We start from the raw sequence: 15,505 nt of genomic DNA on the forward strand, positions 1-15,505 counted from the left end.
GCAATAATCAATGTACTAACTCCGAAAAAAAATAAAAAAGAAAGTAATAAAAATCACTAATTTTACGCCATGTTAGAAATCGTTTTACAGCCGAGGATTTTGGAAAGCAAAGATTGGGCAACTGTCCTATTTGTGCTTTGCTTCGTACTTATTGCTGCCACAAAAGGCGTTTTTGAAGGCCGTTTTTCTGATTTTTCAAGACTGGCATACAGCGACAAATACATCAAGATTTACAGAGACAGTGGTAATCTTATGAACTGGTTTACGATTTCGCTGTTTGTAGTACAAGTCATTTCCTTTGCGTTTTTTATTCAGATTATACTGAGCTATTTTGGATATACTTCAAAAACAGATTGGATAACCTATGTCCAGATTGTTACGTTATTGAGTATTTTCATACTCTCTAAATACCTTATAGAGAAGATTATAGCCACATCTTTTAATATTGAAGAATTTAGCGAACAGTTTAATTTGCAAAAAGTTAGTTATAGAACTTATATCGGACTTTGCATCCTTCCCTTAAATGTAGTTTTGTTCTATAACGATACACCAATAGATTTATTAATATATTTCCTTATTGCTATCATTTTGTTAATAAACATACTTACTTATCTTCTTTCTTTAAAAATTTATCAAAATTTGATTATCGGCAAGTTGTTTTATTTTATTTTGTATCTTTGCGCACTTGAAATAGCACCTTATTATTTCATGTATTATTGGTTTACAAAAAGGTAGTACACAAGAAAACGTCAACTATGAAAGTGAAAACAATTTTGGTTTCGCAGCCAGAGCCTAAAGTAGAAAACTCTCCATATTTTGAGTTGCAACAAAAGCACAAAGTCAAAATTGATTTCAGGCCTTTTATCCACGTTGAGGGCGTTAGCGCAAAAGACGTGAGACAACAAAAAATTGACTTGAACAATTTTACAGCCATCATCTTAACTAGCAAAAATTCCATCGATCATTTTTTCAGAGTAGCAGAAGAAATGAGATATAAGATTCCAGAAGATTTGAAATATTTTTGCCAATCAGAGGCCATTGCTTTTTATCTTCAAAAATATGTAATCTACAGAAAGCGAAAGATTTATGTAGGACAGAAAGATTTCGCAGATTTATCTCCGCTAATTAAGAAATACAAAGACGAGAAATTTCTTTTGCCAGCTTCAGATCAGCTGAATGCAGATGCACCACAAACACTAAACAATTTAAAAGTTAACTGGACACAGGCTACTTTTTACAAAACGGTGATGAGCGACCTGTCTGACTTAGCCGATGTTTATTATGATGTACTGGCCTTTTTCAGCCCAACAGGAATCAAGTCTTTATTCATGAACTTCCCTGATTTCGAACAAAACAACACCAGGATTGCTGTTTTTGGAAGCACTACACAAAAAGAAGCTTTAGATCATGGACTAAGAGTCGATATCATGGCTCCATCTCCTGAAGCTCCATCTATGACTATGGCTTTAGAAAAATACATTGCAAAAGCAAACAAAGAAGACAAAGGAAAATAATTTTCCTTTTCTTTTTAAACATAAAAAACCCTGCATTTGCAGGGTTTTTTAGTATCTTATAATCTAGGATTAGTCAACCTGAGGACCGGCTTTTACTAGATTTTGACCTTCTTCATTAGTAGCGTATTGTGCAAAGTTCTTCACGAACAGCTTTCCTAAATCAAGAGCTTTAGTTTCCCATTCTGACGCATCAGCATACGTTTTTCTTGGATCAAGAATATCAGAATCTACACCTTCTAAAGCAGTTGGGATTTCAAAATTAAAAATCGGCAACGTAGTAGTTTCTGCATTTTCAAGTGAACCATCTAAAATTCTGTCAATGATCGCTCTTGTATTTTTGATAGAAATTCTTTTTCCGGTACCATTCCAGCCCGTATTTACTATATATGCTGTAGCATTATGCTCTTCCATCTTTTTTACCAATTCCTGACCGTATTGTGTAGGGTGAAGCGAAAGGAATGCTTTTCCAAAACAAGCCGAGAAAGTAGGTTGCGGCTCAGTTACTCCTCTTTCAGTTCCTGCTAATTTTGCAGTAAATCCAGAAAGGAAGTGATATTTGGTCTGCTCAGGCGAAAGTTTAGCAACCGGAGGCATAACTCCAAACGCATCTGCCGTAAGGAAAATTACTTTTGAAGCGTGTCCTGCTTTAGAAACCGGCTTCACAATATTATCAATATGGTAAATAGGGTATGAAACTCTTGTATTTTGAGTTACAGAACCATCTTTAAAGTCAATTTTGCCGTCTGCATCAACTGTTACGTTTTCAAGCAATGCATCTTTTTTGATAGCATTATAAATGTCCGGCTCGTTTTCTTTACTTAAGTCGATTGTTTTTGCATAACATCCTCCTTCAAAATTGAAAACTCCATCATTATCCCATCCATGCTCATCATCACCAATCAATTCGCGTTTTGGATCTGTTGAAAGTGTTGTTTTTCCAGTTCCGGACAATCCGAAGAAAACAGCAACATCACCATCTTTTCCTTTGTTAGCTGAACAGTGCATTGAAGCAATTCCTTGCAACGGAAGGTAATAATTCATCATACCAAAAAGGCCTTTTTTCATCTCACCACCGTACCATGTACCTCCAATAATCTGAACTTTTTCAGTAAGATTGAATGCGATGTATACTTCTGAGTTCAAACCATGTGCCTTATAATCTGAAAATTCAGTTTTTGAAGCATTCATTACCACGAAATCAGGCTCTCCATAATTTTCAAGCTCTTCTTCTGTTGGGCGGATAAACATGTTTTTCACAAAATGTGCCTGCCATGCTACCTCAACAATAAATCTTACTTTTAGTCTTGTATTTTCATTGGCTCCGCAAAATGCATCAACCACATATAGTTTTTTGCCTGAAAGTTGGTCTACAGTTGTCTTTTTTAAAGCCTCCCAAGTTTGTTGGCTAATTGGCTTGTTATCATTAACTGCCTTATCTGATGTCCACCAGATGGTATCTTTAGTAACATCATCCTGAACAATATATTTATCTTTTGGAGAACGTCCTGTAAAATCACCCGTCATTACATTTACTGCTCCCAGTTCTGTTAACTGTCCTTTTTCAAACCCTTTAAGATTTGGATTTAACTCTTCCGCATACAGCATTTCATAAGAAGGATTGTAAATCACTTCTTCAACATTCTTGATTCCATATTTCTCTAACGAAATCGTTTTCGTAAACTGGGTGTAATTATCCATAGAATTCTAATTGAGTTGTGTTTAAAATTATTTGGCAAAAGTAAAAATTAAATTTCAGATTGAATATATTTGATAAAACTTTATGCTTTTCCCTTCAGGATATTTAAAAAAAGTAAAGCCCAAGCTATAATCATCAGCAATCCGCCAATTGGTGTTATAAATCCTATAACGCTAAAATCTACGTTTGTTATATTTCTGGTAGCCAAAAGATAAATAGAGCCTGAAAACAACAAAACGCCCGATAGGACTAAGTAGTAAATATTTTTTTTGGTCTTGTCAGACACAAATTTTGTACTTCCAAGAAATAATAAAAATAAGGCGTGGTACATTTGATATCGTACTCCGGTTTCAAAAGAAACCAATTGCTCAACATCCAGAACTTTTTTCAAAGCATGTGCACCAAATGCACCCAATATGATAGCAACAAAACCTAAAATTGCTGCTGTAGAAATAATCTTCCTATCCATTGTTGATTTAATTTACCACAAAGTTAAGCATCTTGAAAACTTTATGACAATCAAACCGATATTAAGTTTTTTAAAATATAACAAATACTTACTTTTGTGTTATTATTAAAATTTTACGGTTTTTTATGAGACATATCCTAATTATTGGCGCCGGAAGGTCTGCTTCTTCACTAATACAGTATCTTCTAAACAAATCAGAAGAAGAAAACCTACACCTCACCATCGGTGATCTTTCACTGGAACTGGCTCAGAGAAAAACCAAAAACCATAAAAATGCTACTGCCATTGCTTTCGATATCTTTAACGAAAGCCAGAGAAAAGAAGAAATCCAAAAAGCAGATATCGTCATTTCGATGCTTCCGGCACATATGCATATTGAAGTAGCAAAAGACTGCATCACTTATAAAAAGCATATGGTTACCGCTTCCTATATCAGTGAAGCCATGCAAAATCTGGATGCTCAAGCCAAAGAGAACAATTTGGTTTTTATGAACGAAATAGGACTTGATCCGGGGATAGACCACATGAGTGCTATGAAAGTGATTGATGAAATTCGTGATAAAGGAGGCAAAATCATTCTTTTTGAATCTTTTTGTGGCGGACTTGTAGCTCCAGAATCAGACAATAATCTTTGGAATTATAAATTCACCTGGAATCCGAGAAACGTGGTATTGGCCGGACAAGGCGGTGCTGCAAAATTCATCCAAGAAGGTACTTATAAGTATATTCCATACCACAAATTATTTAGGAGAACTGAATTTATGGAAGTTGAAGGTTATGGTCGATTTGAAGGTTATGCCAATCGCGATTCCCTAAAATACAGAACTGTTTACGGACTGGATGATGCCCTGACTCTATATAGAGGAACTATTCGTCGTGTAGGCTTTTCAAAAGCCTGGAATATGTTTGTACAGCTTGGAATGACCGACGATAGTTATGTTATGGAAAATTCCGAAAACATGACCTATCGTGAGTTCACAAATTCCTTTTTGCCTTATCACCCAACAGATTCAGTAGAAATCAAATTGCGCTTGATCCTAAAAATAGATCAGGACGATATCAAATGGGACAAATTATTGGAGTTAGATTTATTCAATAACAAGAAAATTGTAGGCTTGAAAAATGCCACGCCGGCACAGATTCTTGAAAAAATATTAAGTGAAAGTTGGTCGTTGGAAGAGCACGACAAAGACATGATTGTGATGTATCACAAATTTGGCTATGTACTTAATGGAAAAGAAAAACAGATTGATTCTACAATGGTCTGCATAGGCGATGATCAGACTTATACCGCAATGGCAAAAACTGTAGGTCTTCCTGTAGCTATTGCCACTTTGCAGATTTTGAACGGAAACATCAAAACTCCAGGTGTTCAGCTACCGATACGCAAAGAAGTTTATCTTCCGATTTTGAAAGAGCTGGAAAACTACGGCGTTACTTTCAATGAAAAAGAAGTTCCTTATATGGGTTATAATCCGATGCATGTAGCAGGATAAAAAATATTTAGCCTCTGATTACACAGATTCCAGATGATTAACCAACATCTGTGAGAATCTGTGTAATCTGCGGCATTAACCCTCAAAATCCAAACATAAATTCATATTTTTGATTTAAACTAAAACTGAAAGCCTCAATTCAGTTACAAATCAAAAGTTATGAAGATTAATTCCTTACAAATAGAAATTGACGGCATTGATAAAGAAATCCTTCGTGACTTGATGGAAGATGCCCGAAAACCAATACTTCAAATTGCAAATAAAATAGGTATTTCTGGAGCTGCTATCCATCAGCGTCTCCGAAAATTGGAACAGTCGGGTGTTATTTCAGGATCAAAATTTGTTGTCAATGCAAAAGTCCTGGGTTATAGCACTATGGCTTTTGTTGGAATCTATCTGGACAAAGCAGCCCGAAATCCGGAAGCTGTTCGTGAATTACGAAAAATCCCTGAAGTTTTGGAATGTCATTACACAACAGGAAATTGGTCAATTCTTATCAAAATTATCTGTCGTGATAACGAACACTTAATGCAATTACTAAATACTAAAATACAGGTTATAGAAGGCGTTTCCAGAACAGAAACTTTTATTTCTTTAGACCAGCAGATAGAAAGGCAGATTCAGTTGTAGATTTTTGATTTATGATTTTAGATTTTAGATTTTTGGCGGGTAATTATAAGATGGTGGATGTATAAACTTAGATATCATTTTAGATTCCTAGTCCGGCATACCTTTAATTTTGCAGGACATGAGAACTACTAACAAAAAAATCCGTGCTTTATAAAACACGGATCATTTCAATTATTCTACGATTTTAAGACCTTAAATCAAAAATCTTAAATCCTAAATTTATTAGTCTCTTCTACCTCCAAAAACCTGCAACGCCCAATACAATAGCGAAGCTAATGAACCAATCGCAGCTACAAGATAGGTACGAGCAGCCCATTTTAAAGAGTCTTCTGCACCTGCATATTCTTGCTGGCTCAACATATTTTTATTTTTTAACCAGGCCAAAGCTCTGTTACTCGCATCATATTCAACCGGAAGTGTAATAAAACTGAAAAGAGTAGCAAACGCCATCATAACCAGACCCGCCACTGCAATATAGAAGCCTCCTACAAAACCAGTAGCTGCTCCGAGAATCAATCCACCAATCACTACCCATTGCGACATTCCCGAAGTTACGCTCACAACCGGAACTAACTTAGAACGCATATTCAGCCATTCATAGGCTTGAGCATGCTGTACGGCATGTCCTACTTCATGGGCAGCAACAGCCGCAGCCGCAGCGTTTCTTTGATTATATACTGCTTCGCTCAGGTTTACCGTTTTGTCTGACGGATTATAATGGTCTGTCAATCGGCCCGGAGTTGAAATTACCCGTACTCCTGTGATGCCATGATCTTGCAGCATTTTTTCGGCAATTTCTGCACCGCTCATTCCGTTGCGTAAATGTACTTTCGAATAAAATTCAAATTTGCTTTGCAGTTTGGCGCTAACAGCCCAACTGACCAATGCGATAACACCTATTAAGATATAATATCCAATCATTTTTTTTGTTTTTTGATTGTATAATACTAAACAAAAACCTCGCCAATATAGCGAGGTTTTGTCAATACTGAAACTTTGTCAGTGCTAATATTCTCTTAAAATCAACCTACCAGATTGATGATTTTCCCTGGAACAATGATAATTTTATTAGGCGTTTTGCCATCCAATTGTTTGATTGTCCTTTCATCAGCCATCACAATATTTTCAATTTCCTTTACGGTCAGATTCAACGGAAGATTGATTGTAAAACGCATTTTTCCGTTAAACGATACCGGATATTCTTTATTATTCTCTATAAGGTATTCCGGATTGAATCGAGGAAAAGGAACCGCAGAAATACTTTCTTTGTGTCCTAATCTTTCCCATAATTCTTCAGCGATATGAGGTGCATAAGGCGAAATCACAACAGCTAACGGCTCCAAGATAGAACGCTCATGGCAATTCATTGCCGTCAATTCATTTACAGCAATCATAAAAGAACTTACCGAAGTGTTGAACGAGAAGTTCTCGATATCTTCCTGTACTTTTTTGATTGTCTTATGCAAAGTTTTCAACGCTTCCGGTGAAGCAGGATTTGAATTTACAATCAAACCATTATCATCAAAATACAACTTCCAAAGCTTTTTCAAGAATCCGAAAACACCTGTAATTCCGGCAGTGTTCCATGGCTTAGCTTGCTCTAACGGCCCCAAGAACATTTCATACAAACGCAATGTATCAGCTCCGTATTCATTACAAATATCATCCGGATTGACAACATTATACCAACGCTTGGACATTTTCTCTACTTCCCTGCCTACAAAAAATCTTCCGTTTTCTGTTACGAATTCAGCATCATTAAATTGCGGCTGCCATTGTCTCAACTTCTCAATATCAATTTCATCAGAAGCATTCACAAGACTTACATCTATGTGAAGTCCTTCTGTTTCGTAATTATTTTTGATGTTTTTAGAAACATAAGTATTGGTTCCTGAAATTCTGTAAACCAAGGCACTCATTCCCAAAATCATTCCTTGATTGATTAATTTTTTGAACGGTTCTTCCTGGTTAACAAAACCTCTGTCTTTCAAAAATTTGTTCCAGAAACGGGAGTACAACAAGTGGCCTGTGGCATGTTCGCTTCCTCCTATATATAAATCAACATTTTGCCAATAATTTTGAGCTTCTTCAGAAACAAACTCCTCTTCATTATGTGCATCCATATAACGAAGCCAGTACCAAGAGCTTCCCGCCCAACCCGGCATTGTATTCAATTCTAAAGGAAAAACAGTAACATCGTCTATCAACTCATTACTAACAACTGTAGCATTTTTTGTATCCCACGCCCATTCTGATGCATTTCCTAAAGGCGGTTGCCCATCTTCAGTTGGCAAATATTTTTCTACTTCCGGAAGACGAATCGGCAAATGTTGTGCTTCAATCATCTGTGGCAATCCATTCACATAATAAACCGGGAAAGGCTCGCCCCAATATCTCTGGCGTGAAAAAACCGCATCGCGCAAACGATAGTTGACTTTTCCTTTTCCTTGTCCTAATTCTTCCAATGCTTCAATTGCTTTTTTAGTAGCCTTTTTGTAATCCAGTCCGTTTAGGAAATCTGAATTGCCAATCACTACATTGTCTTTTGAAGTATAGGCTTCTTCTGAAATATCAGCTCCTGCAAAAATATTTTTAATCGGAATATTAAAATGTTTGGCAAACGCATAATCACGCTCATCACCGCAAGGAACAGCCATAACAGCTCCGGTTCCATATCCTGCCAATACATAATCACCAATCCAAACCGGAACGGCTTCTTTTGTAAATGGATGTTCCGCATAGGCTCCTGTAAAAACACCTGAAATAGTTTTTACATCTGCCATTCTATCACGTTCACTTCGCTTGGAAGTCGCTTCAACATACGCTTCAACAGCTTTCTTTTGTTCTGGCGTAGTGATTTTTGCTACCAAATCATGTTCCGGAGCCAAAGTCATAAAGGTTACGCCAAAAATCGTATCAGGACGGGTTGTAAAAACTTCAATCGTATGATTATTTGTTTCGTCACCGCTCAAAATATAGTCTACTGCATTTCTTTCGAATTGAGAGTCTTTCACTTTAAAAGTTACAGAAGCTCCAACTGATTTTCCTATCCAGTTCCTTTGGCTTTCCTTTAAAGATTCTGTCCAATCTATAGTTTCCAAACCTGAAAGCAAACGTTCTGCATAAGCTGAAATTCTCATGCTCCATTGCGTCATTTTTTTACGGATAACCGGATGTCCTCCTCTTTCGGAAACGCCATTTATAATTTCGTCATTTGCCAAAACAGTCCCCAATGCCGGGCACCAGTTTACTTCTGTTTCAGCCAAAAACGTAAGACGGTATTTTAATAAAATTCTTTCCTGATCTTCTTTGGAATAGGATTTCCATTCTTTGGCAGAAAAAGTAGGAATAGCATCATCGGCAACTGCATTGACTTTTTGGTTTCCGTTTTCCTCAAATTCAAGAATAAGAGTTCTTATATCTCTTGCCTCATTCGCATCTTTATCATACCATGAATTGAACAGCTGGATAAAAATCCACTGTGTCCATTTGTAATATTCCGGACTGGATGTTCTTACTTCTCTGCTCCAGTCAAAAGAAAAACCAATTTTATCTAGCTGCTCTCTATAACGGGCAATGTTTTCTTTGGTTGTTTTGTCCGGATGCTGCCCGGTTTGGATAGCATACTGCTCAGCCGGAAGGCCAAAACTATCATAACCTTGCGGGTGTAGAACATTAAATCCCTGGTGTCTTTTAAATCTTGCATAAATATCAGATGCAATATATCCGAGCGGATGTCCTACGTGGAGGCCTGCTCCTGAAGGATAAGGAAACATATCCAAAACATAGTATTTTGGTTTTTCAGAGTGATTCTCTGCATGGAAAGTTCCGTTTTCTGCCCAGTATTTTTGCCATCTGGCTTCAATTTCGTTAGGATTGTATTTCATCGTATCAGATTCTAAGTCGCTAAGATCTTTAGGTTTAAGGTTAATGTTCTGAATGTTATTTTGCTATATACAAAAAAAATCAATTCAAGGTAGCAAATTTACGTTTATTGTACGAAAGTCAAAACTTTGAGCGTTATAAACTGTGTTTAAAGAAATCTTTATTATTTTTACAGCATTAAATCAAAACTATGGCTTCATCATTTGAAAAATTTCAAAAACGACGACTTATTTCTTCTTATTTTTCCGTGGTATTGAGCGTTTTCCTGGTGCTCTTTTTGCTAGGAATTTTAGGGTTATTTGTAATCAATTCAAAGAAATTGTCAGATGACTTTAAGGAAGAAATCGCAATGTCAGTTTATTTCAAAAATGAGGCTAACGACAGTATTATCAATGCATTTGATACTCAATTAAAGACATCAAAATTTGTAAAATCCTACGAGTTTGTAACCAAAGAAAAAGCAGCCAAACAGCATACGGATATTATAGGTGAGGATTTTATGGCATTTTTGGGAGAAAATCCTTTGGAAAATTCATTTGACATTCACTTAAAAGCAGATTACATAGTAACAGACAGTATCAAGAAATTTGAATCAAAGATTGTCAACAATCCGATGGTTTCTGATATTGTTTATGATAAGGTGCTGGTAAATTTGGTAAATGACAACATCCAAAGAATCAGTTTTTGGATTTTGATTGCTAGTGGATTTTTGGCTTTGGTAGCGGTTTTGCTAATTAACAGCTCAATGCGTTTGTCAATTTATTCAAACCGTTTCATCATCAAGACAATGCAAATGGTTGGTGCAACAAAATCATTTATCCGCAAACCTTTTATCTGGCGAAGCATCAAGTTAGGAATTATAGGCTCTCTTTTGGCAATTTTCGCTTTAATTGGAGTATTATATTATGTAGAAAATAATTTCCCAAATCTGAAAATCATGGAAGACCAGATGATGGTTGGTTTGGTTTTGGTTGGCGTTTTGATTGTAGGAATCCTTATTACATGGTTTAGTACTTTCTTTGCAACACAACGATTCTTGAATTTGCGCACAGACGATTTGTATTAATTTTTGATTTGAGATTTTGGATTTTTGATCTTTGATTTTGGATTTTTTCAGCATAAAAATTTTGGCTTCTGGCTATTAACTTTTGACTTAAAATTATGAGTACTAAAGAAACAAATACACAAAAAAACGAGTTCCTTTTTGATAAGGTAAACTATAAATTTTTATTGATAGGGATTGGTGTTATTGCACTTGGATTTATCCTGATGTCTGGAGGCGGATCCCATGACCCGGCTGTTTTTAGCGATAAGATTTTTGATTTCAGAAGAATTCGTCTGGCTCCTACAACGGTACTGATTGGTTTCGGAATCACAATTTACGCCATTTTAAAAAATCCTAAAAAATAGATTGGACTGTTATTTCGTCTGGCGAAATAACAATCTGATAATTTACAATCTTACCTAACAGAATGGATTTAATCGAAGCAATTTTAATCGCCATCGTTGAAGGCCTAACAGAATACCTGCCTGTTTCTTCTACCGGACACATGATTTTCACAAGTTCCTATTTTGGAATCCAAGAAGACGACTTTACTAAATTATTTCAGGTTTCTATACAATTTGGTGCCATCCTGGCTGTTGTAGTTTTATACTGGAGAAAATTTTTCAATTTCAGCAAATTCAACTTTTATATCAAACTAGCCTTGGCGGTAGTTCCTGCTCTGATTTTAGGCTATCTTTTTGACGACTATATTGATGCCGTATTGGGTAACCCTATCCCAATTGCAATTGTATTAATTGTTGGAGGTTTTATCCTTCTTTTCATTGATAACTATTTCAAGAATCCTGTTGTTACCATAGAAGAAGATATTTCGATAAAAAAAGCAGTAACCATAGGTTTTTGGCAATGCCTGGCAATGATGCCGGGAACGAGCCGTTCAGCCGCATCAATTATTGGCGGTATGCAGCAAGGACTAACACGTCAGGTTGCAGCAGAGTTTTCATTCTTTTTAGCGGTTCCAACAATGCTTGCTGTGACCTGCTATTCCGTATTTTTGAAAACTTATAAGGTTTCAGGATTAAAAGGTTATGAGTTGTTGACACAATCAGGCGACAATATGAAACTATTTGTTATTGGAAATATCATCGCCTTTATCGTTGCGATTATTGCCATCAAATTCTTTATTGGCGTTATCAAAAAATATGGTTTCAAACCGTGGGGCTATTATAGAATAGTAGCTGGAACATTGCTTCTAATCTATTTCATTTACATAAAATAATTCGCAGTGACAGCACAAGATTTTCAAGACGGACAGGTTTTACAGATTGACAAGCCTTTGAACTGGACTTCTTTTCAAGCGGTTAACAAGTTAAAATGGGCCTTGAAAAGCAAACTGGGATTAAAAAAAATCAAAATCGGCCATGCCGGAACTCTTGATCCGCTCGCTACCGGACTGCTTTTGGTCTGTACCGGAAAATTCACAAAAAGGATTTCCGAGTTACAAGGACAGGAAAAAGAATACACCGGAACCATTACGGTTGGTGCGACAACACCTTCTTATGATCTGGAAACGGAAATCAACGAAACATTCCCAACAGAACATATTACAGACGAGCTGATCCATGAAACCGTAAAACAGTTTCTTGGCGAAATCGATCAGCGCCCTCCTATTTTTTCTGCCCTGAAAAAAGATGGTGTGCGTTTATATGAGCATGCCCGAAACGGCGAAGAAGTTGAAATTCCAACACGAAAAACCGTTATCCACGAATTTGAAATTACCCGAATTGCACTTCCTGAAATTGATTTCAGGGTAGTTTGCAGTAAAGGAACCTATATCCGTTCACTGGCTTTTGATTTTGGGAAAGCCTTAAACTCCGGAGGGCATCTTACCGCTTTACGCAGGACAAAAATCGGCAATTACGATGTAAAAGACGGCTATGACCTCGAAGCTTTTGTAGATTCTCTTCCTAAAAAAACAGAATAATGATGAAAAAAACAATCCTCTTACTGCTATTCTTTTGTTCCTGTTTTTCATATGCTCAGATAAAACCGTCTGATTTAAAAACCGGTGATTTTATTTTTCAGGATATGGATTGCGGGCCTTTATGTGATGCGATAGAAGCCGTAACTGAAGGTTACCAAGGTCATGATTTCAGCCATATGGGATTGGTTTACATAAAAGACAAAACAATTTATATTATTGAAGCCGCCGGAACGAAAGTGCGATTGAACACCTTGAAGAAATTTTCAAAAAACACTTCCAAACCAATGTATATAGGGCGTATCAAAAAGAAACATGTTGGTTTGATTCCCGAAGCGATTTCTTTTTCTTTAGAACAAATTGGCGTTCCTTACGACGATGAGTATGTGTATGATAACGGAAAATACTATTGTTCGGAATTGATTTATGATGCTTTTAAAAAAGCCAACAACGACAAGCCTTTTTTCGAATTATCCCCAATGACTTACAAAGAACCGGGAACTAATGAATTTTTCCCTGCCTGGGTAGAATATTACAAGCAAATCGGCAGTGAAATACCTGAAGGAAAACCGGGATGCAATCCAGGCGGAATGTCAACATCGGATAAGATTTATATTCTGGGTACTTTAAATAAACTCTAAAGTCCGAACAATTCGGTATTATCCAGATTTTCTAAAATTTCTTTTGACGGATAATTATTGGAGTCGATAAAATTTCTCATTTGAGGAATATTATCACAAAAAAGCACATCTAGTGAAAATCGGTTTTGTCCATAAATTCCTCTATGAATCATATTGGCAGAAAAAACCAATACATCGCCCCGATCTAATTCGATAACTTTGCCTCGTTGCAGACCATCACTTGGAACAGCACCATTCAGAGAGTTTCTTACCTCAAATTCTTCCGACAAATCCCATTCGCGGTGTGTTTTAGGAATAAGCTCGATTCCTGATTCTTTTCTCATTGGAATCCTGAAATGGACAACATCTTGATTACAGATAGCGATTTTTTGTTCTTCAACCGACATCCCTGTATATTGGATATCCCGATGCCAATAGTTTTTCTGCTCGCTATTTTTAGGATCAAAGAAAAGCTGCGTATTCAGGAAAATTGGAGTTTCTGAAAAAACCGTCCTAATAATTTCCTGTAGTTTATCCTGACTGATAAACTGAAAAAGCACCGTCTTTTCTTCTTCATTAAGATAATTGCCGGAAGTAAGACCATGGCTGTTCAACAATCCTTTTTCATAATAAGATGCGTTGTCTTTCAACCACTTCTCATGAAATTTATTCAGAATTTTTTCAATCGTCACAATTTCAGCCTCAGAAAAGAAGTTTTCAAGATATAAATATCCCTGTTCTTCGTAGCCTGTCATTATTCTTGAATTTCGATTAGCCGCATCATTTCCAAAAGCTCATTTTGGGTACTTATTCCTTTATCATGAAGATACCACATTTGTAATTCCGTTTTGATAGTTTCGTCTATAACTCCATGTTTTTCTTTATAGTTCTTAACCAGATCAAATGCTTCTTTTGGTCTTGGTCCCCAATCAGCCAAAACTTCCAGAGTTTCTTTATCCAGAACAATTAATTTCGGAATTGATTTTCCGCCATTGGTCAGAAACTTATTCATCAGGAATTCATTTTCATCACGAAATACAATCTTAAAATCAATATGGTCTGTTAGTACTGCCATTTTATGCATAATCGGAAGTAGCTGTGCCGCATCACCACACCAACCTTCAGAAATTACCAACCAGATATATTGTTTTCTTAAAAGTTTCAGCCTTTCTTCTATTTCAGCAAAAACGGTAATCGTTTTTTCCAAACGGTTCATTCTTGTTTCATTCAATTTGCTGTAATGCAACAAATCATCCGATTGGATATCACCGGTTGATTTTCCTTCTAAAAGCAAGTTGGTAACTAATTTTCTATATTCTAAATAAGTATTGCTTTTTTCTAAACTGTTCTTAATAATTTCTTCCATAATCTCAATTTAACGGCACGAAAATAAGTCTAAAATTACGAATTACTTTTTTTTCGCCAACTTATTCCAAAAAAACAGATTATGACTATATTTGCACAACTTAAGCGAAAACAAAATCAACGGATGAAATACAAAAGAATACTCCTGAAATTGAGCGGAGAAGCCTTGATGGGCGACAGACAGTACGGCATCGATCCAAAAAGATTGGCTGAATATGCAGATGAAATCAAGGAAATTCATGACAAAGGCGTTGAAATTGCAATTGTAATTGGAGGAGGAAATATTTTTCGCGGTGTTGCCGGAGCCAGCAACGGAATGGACAGAGTTCAGGGTGATTATATGGGAATGTTAGCAACCGTAATTAACGGAATGGCACTTCAGGGAGCTCTTGAAGACAAAGGAATGCTGACACGTTTGCAAACAGCTTTAAAAATTGAGGCGATAGCGGAACCATATATCAAAAGAAGAGCAGTTCGTCACCTTGAAAAAGGAAGGATTGTAATTTTTGGAGCAGGAACCGGAAATCCTTATTTCACGACGGATACAGCAGCTGTATTGCGAGGTGTTGAAGTTAATGCTGACGTTATCCTTAAAGGAACCCGAGTAGATGGTGTTTATACATCAGATCCGGAAAAAAATGCAGATGCTGTGAAATTTGACACGATTTCATTTGACGATGTCTTGAAAAAAGGCCTGAATGTGATGGATACAACAGCATTCACACTAAGCCAGGAAAATGCCTTGCCAATTGTTGTTTTCGACATGAATAAAAAAGGAAATCTTTTGAAAATCTGCGAAGGCGAAAACGTAGGAACTGTAGTTAATGTATAATTAGAAATCAGAAT

The 15,505-nt window shown here is 36.4% G+C and carries 16 protein-coding genes; 10 read left to right on the forward strand and 6 right to left on the reverse strand.

Annotated features, from left to right (window positions below; all coding sequences use genetic code 11):
- The first annotated feature begins 69 nt into the window (after nucleotides 1–69).
- Together ABH942_RS07450 and ABH942_RS07455 are read left to right on the forward strand one after the other, a co-directional pair.
- The gene (locus ABH942_RS07450) at nucleotides 70–735 is read left to right on the forward strand and encodes a DUF4271 domain-containing protein (RefSeq protein WP_370030655.1); all 666 of its coding nucleotides are present in this window, start codon (nucleotides 70–72) and stop codon (nucleotides 733–735) included.
- A 20-nt stretch (nucleotides 736–755) separates the two neighbouring features.
- On the forward strand, nucleotides 756–1,514 hold the full coding sequence (locus ABH942_RS07455) for a uroporphyrinogen-III synthase (RefSeq protein WP_101470806.1): 759 nt from the start codon (nucleotides 756–758) through the stop codon (nucleotides 1,512–1,514).
- A gap of 69 nt (nucleotides 1,515–1,583) precedes the next feature.
- Here the strand turns inward: ABH942_RS07455 and pckA are convergent, their stop codons facing one another.
- Both pckA and ABH942_RS07465 read right to left on the reverse strand, forming a co-directional pair.
- Nucleotides 1,584–3,212 (reverse strand): phosphoenolpyruvate carboxykinase (ATP), encoded by a 1,629-nt coding sequence (pckA, locus tag ABH942_RS07460; RefSeq protein WP_370030657.1) that lies wholly within the window; start codon nucleotides 3,210–3,212, stop codon nucleotides 1,584–1,586.
- 80 nt (nucleotides 3,213–3,292) lie between these two features.
- Nucleotides 3,293–3,679: a DUF423 domain-containing protein gene (locus ABH942_RS07465; RefSeq protein WP_370030659.1), complete on the reverse strand. Its 387-nt coding sequence runs from the start codon at nucleotides 3,677–3,679 to the stop codon at nucleotides 3,293–3,295.
- Between the two features lie 125 nt (nucleotides 3,680–3,804).
- Here ABH942_RS07465 and ABH942_RS07470 point away from each other — a divergent pair, with 125 nt between their 5' ends.
- Complete coding sequence (locus tag ABH942_RS07470) at nucleotides 3,805–5,175, forward strand: saccharopine dehydrogenase family protein (protein WP_370030661.1); 1,371 nt, start codon at nucleotides 3,805–3,807, stop codon at nucleotides 5,173–5,175.
- A gap of 159 nt (nucleotides 5,176–5,334) precedes the next feature.
- Nucleotides 5,335–5,805: an Lrp/AsnC ligand binding domain-containing protein gene (locus ABH942_RS07475; protein WP_140000862.1), complete on the forward strand. Its 471-nt coding sequence runs from the start codon at nucleotides 5,335–5,337 to the stop codon at nucleotides 5,803–5,805.
- A 222-nt stretch (nucleotides 5,806–6,027) separates the two neighbouring features.
- Here ABH942_RS07475 and ABH942_RS07480 read toward each other — a convergent pair whose 3' ends face one another.
- Together ABH942_RS07480 and leuS are read right to left on the reverse strand one after the other, a co-directional pair.
- The gene (locus ABH942_RS07480) at nucleotides 6,028–6,726 is read right to left on the reverse strand and encodes a zinc metallopeptidase (protein WP_370030663.1); all 699 of its coding nucleotides are present in this window, start codon (nucleotides 6,724–6,726) and stop codon (nucleotides 6,028–6,030) included.
- A gap of 101 nt (nucleotides 6,727–6,827) precedes the next feature.
- Nucleotides 6,828–9,692, reverse strand: a complete 2,865-nt coding sequence (gene leuS, locus ABH942_RS07485) for a leucine--tRNA ligase (RefSeq protein WP_370030665.1) — start codon at nucleotides 9,690–9,692, stop codon at nucleotides 6,828–6,830.
- 188 nt (nucleotides 9,693–9,880) lie between these two features.
- Between leuS and ABH942_RS07490 the strand changes: the two genes are divergently transcribed.
- The 5 genes from ABH942_RS07490 to ABH942_RS07510 all read left to right on the forward strand — a co-directional run bounded on the left by ABH942_RS07490 (nucleotide 9,881) and on the right by ABH942_RS07510 (nucleotide 13,315).
- Nucleotides 9,881–10,756 carry a cell division protein FtsX gene (locus ABH942_RS07490; RefSeq protein WP_370030667.1) on the forward strand — a complete coding sequence of 292 codons (876 nt, stop codon included), beginning with the start codon at nucleotides 9,881–9,883 and terminating at the stop codon, nucleotides 10,754–10,756.
- Nucleotides 10,757–10,851: 95 nt separating this feature from the next.
- Nucleotides 10,852–11,100, forward strand: a complete 249-nt coding sequence (locus ABH942_RS07495; RefSeq protein ID WP_140000866.1) for a DUF3098 domain-containing protein — start codon at nucleotides 10,852–10,854, stop codon at nucleotides 11,098–11,100.
- Between the two features lie 62 nt (nucleotides 11,101–11,162).
- Entirely contained in the window at nucleotides 11,163–11,972 is an 810-nt protein-coding gene (locus tag ABH942_RS07500; RefSeq protein ID WP_370030670.1) for an undecaprenyl-diphosphate phosphatase, read from the forward strand.
- A gap of 6 nt (nucleotides 11,973–11,978) precedes the next feature.
- A complete protein-coding gene (gene truB, locus ABH942_RS07505) occupies nucleotides 11,979–12,677 on the forward strand; it encodes a tRNA pseudouridine(55) synthase TruB (RefSeq protein ID WP_370030672.1) in 699 nt (232 codons plus the stop codon).
- 2 nt (nucleotides 12,678–12,679) lie between these two features.
- The gene (locus tag ABH942_RS07510) at nucleotides 12,680–13,315 is read left to right on the forward strand and encodes a YiiX/YebB-like N1pC/P60 family cysteine hydrolase (RefSeq protein WP_370030674.1); all 636 of its coding nucleotides are present in this window, start codon (nucleotides 12,680–12,682) and stop codon (nucleotides 13,313–13,315) included.
- Here ABH942_RS07510 and ABH942_RS07515 read toward each other — a convergent pair.
- Nucleotides 13,312–14,049: a phytanoyl-CoA dioxygenase family protein gene (locus ABH942_RS07515; RefSeq protein ID WP_370030676.1), complete on the reverse strand. Its 738-nt coding sequence runs from the start codon at nucleotides 14,047–14,049 to the stop codon at nucleotides 13,312–13,314. The genes ABH942_RS07510 and ABH942_RS07515 overlap by 4 nt on opposite strands.
- Entirely contained in the window at nucleotides 14,049–14,660 is a 612-nt protein-coding gene (locus ABH942_RS07520) for a thioredoxin family protein (RefSeq protein WP_370030678.1), read from the reverse strand. The genes ABH942_RS07515 and ABH942_RS07520 overlap by 1 nt, the downstream gene beginning before the upstream one ends.
- A 123-nt stretch (nucleotides 14,661–14,783) precedes the next feature.
- On the opposite strand from ABH942_RS07520, the gene pyrH reads away from it, so the two are divergent.
- Nucleotides 14,784–15,491, forward strand: coding sequence for a UMP kinase (gene pyrH, locus ABH942_RS07525; protein ID WP_370030680.1), 708 nt, complete (start codon nucleotides 14,784–14,786; stop codon nucleotides 15,489–15,491).
- Nucleotides 15,492–15,505: the final 14 nt, after the last annotated feature.

This window comes from Flavobacterium sp. 28YEA47A (assembly GCF_041262125.1).
Classification (GTDB): domain Bacteria; phylum Bacteroidota; class Bacteroidia; order Flavobacteriales; family Flavobacteriaceae; genus Flavobacterium.

Coding starts and splice junctions, on each gene's coding strand:
- ABH942_RS07450 (WP_370030655.1), top strand. CDS start 70: ATGTTAGAAATCGTTTTACAGCCGAGGATTTTGGAAAGCAAAGATTGG.
- ABH942_RS07455 (WP_101470806.1), top strand. CDS start 756: ATGAAAGTGAAAACAATTTTGGTTTCGCAGCCAGAGCCTAAAGTAGAA.
- pckA (WP_370030657.1), bottom strand. CDS start 3,212: ATGGATAATTACACCCAGTTTACGAAAACGATTTCGTTAGAGAAATAT.
- ABH942_RS07465 (WP_370030659.1), bottom strand. CDS start 3,679: ATGGATAGGAAGATTATTTCTACAGCAGCAATTTTAGGTTTTGTTGCT.
- ABH942_RS07470 (WP_370030661.1), top strand. CDS start 3,805: ATGAGACATATCCTAATTATTGGCGCCGGAAGGTCTGCTTCTTCACTA.
- ABH942_RS07475 (WP_140000862.1), top strand. CDS start 5,335: ATGAAGATTAATTCCTTACAAATAGAAATTGACGGCATTGATAAAGAA.
- ABH942_RS07480 (WP_370030663.1), bottom strand. CDS start 6,726: ATGATTGGATATTATATCTTAATAGGTGTTATCGCATTGGTCAGTTGG.
- leuS (WP_370030665.1), bottom strand. CDS start 9,692: ATGAAATACAATCCTAACGAAATTGAAGCCAGATGGCAAAAATACTGG.
- ABH942_RS07490 (WP_370030667.1), top strand. CDS start 9,881: ATGGCTTCATCATTTGAAAAATTTCAAAAACGACGACTTATTTCTTCT.
- ABH942_RS07495 (WP_140000866.1), top strand. CDS start 10,852: ATGAGTACTAAAGAAACAAATACACAAAAAAACGAGTTCCTTTTTGAT.
- ABH942_RS07500 (WP_370030670.1), top strand. CDS start 11,163: ATGGATTTAATCGAAGCAATTTTAATCGCCATCGTTGAAGGCCTAACA.
- ABH942_RS07510 (WP_370030674.1), top strand. CDS start 12,680: ATGAAAAAAACAATCCTCTTACTGCTATTCTTTTGTTCCTGTTTTTCA.
- ABH942_RS07515 (WP_370030676.1), bottom strand. CDS start 14,049: ATGACAGGCTACGAAGAACAGGGATATTTATATCTTGAAAACTTCTTT.
- ABH942_RS07520 (WP_370030678.1), bottom strand. CDS start 14,660: ATGGAAGAAATTATTAAGAACAGTTTAGAAAAAAGCAATACTTATTTA.
- pyrH (WP_370030680.1), top strand. CDS start 14,784: ATGAAATACAAAAGAATACTCCTGAAATTGAGCGGAGAAGCCTTGATG.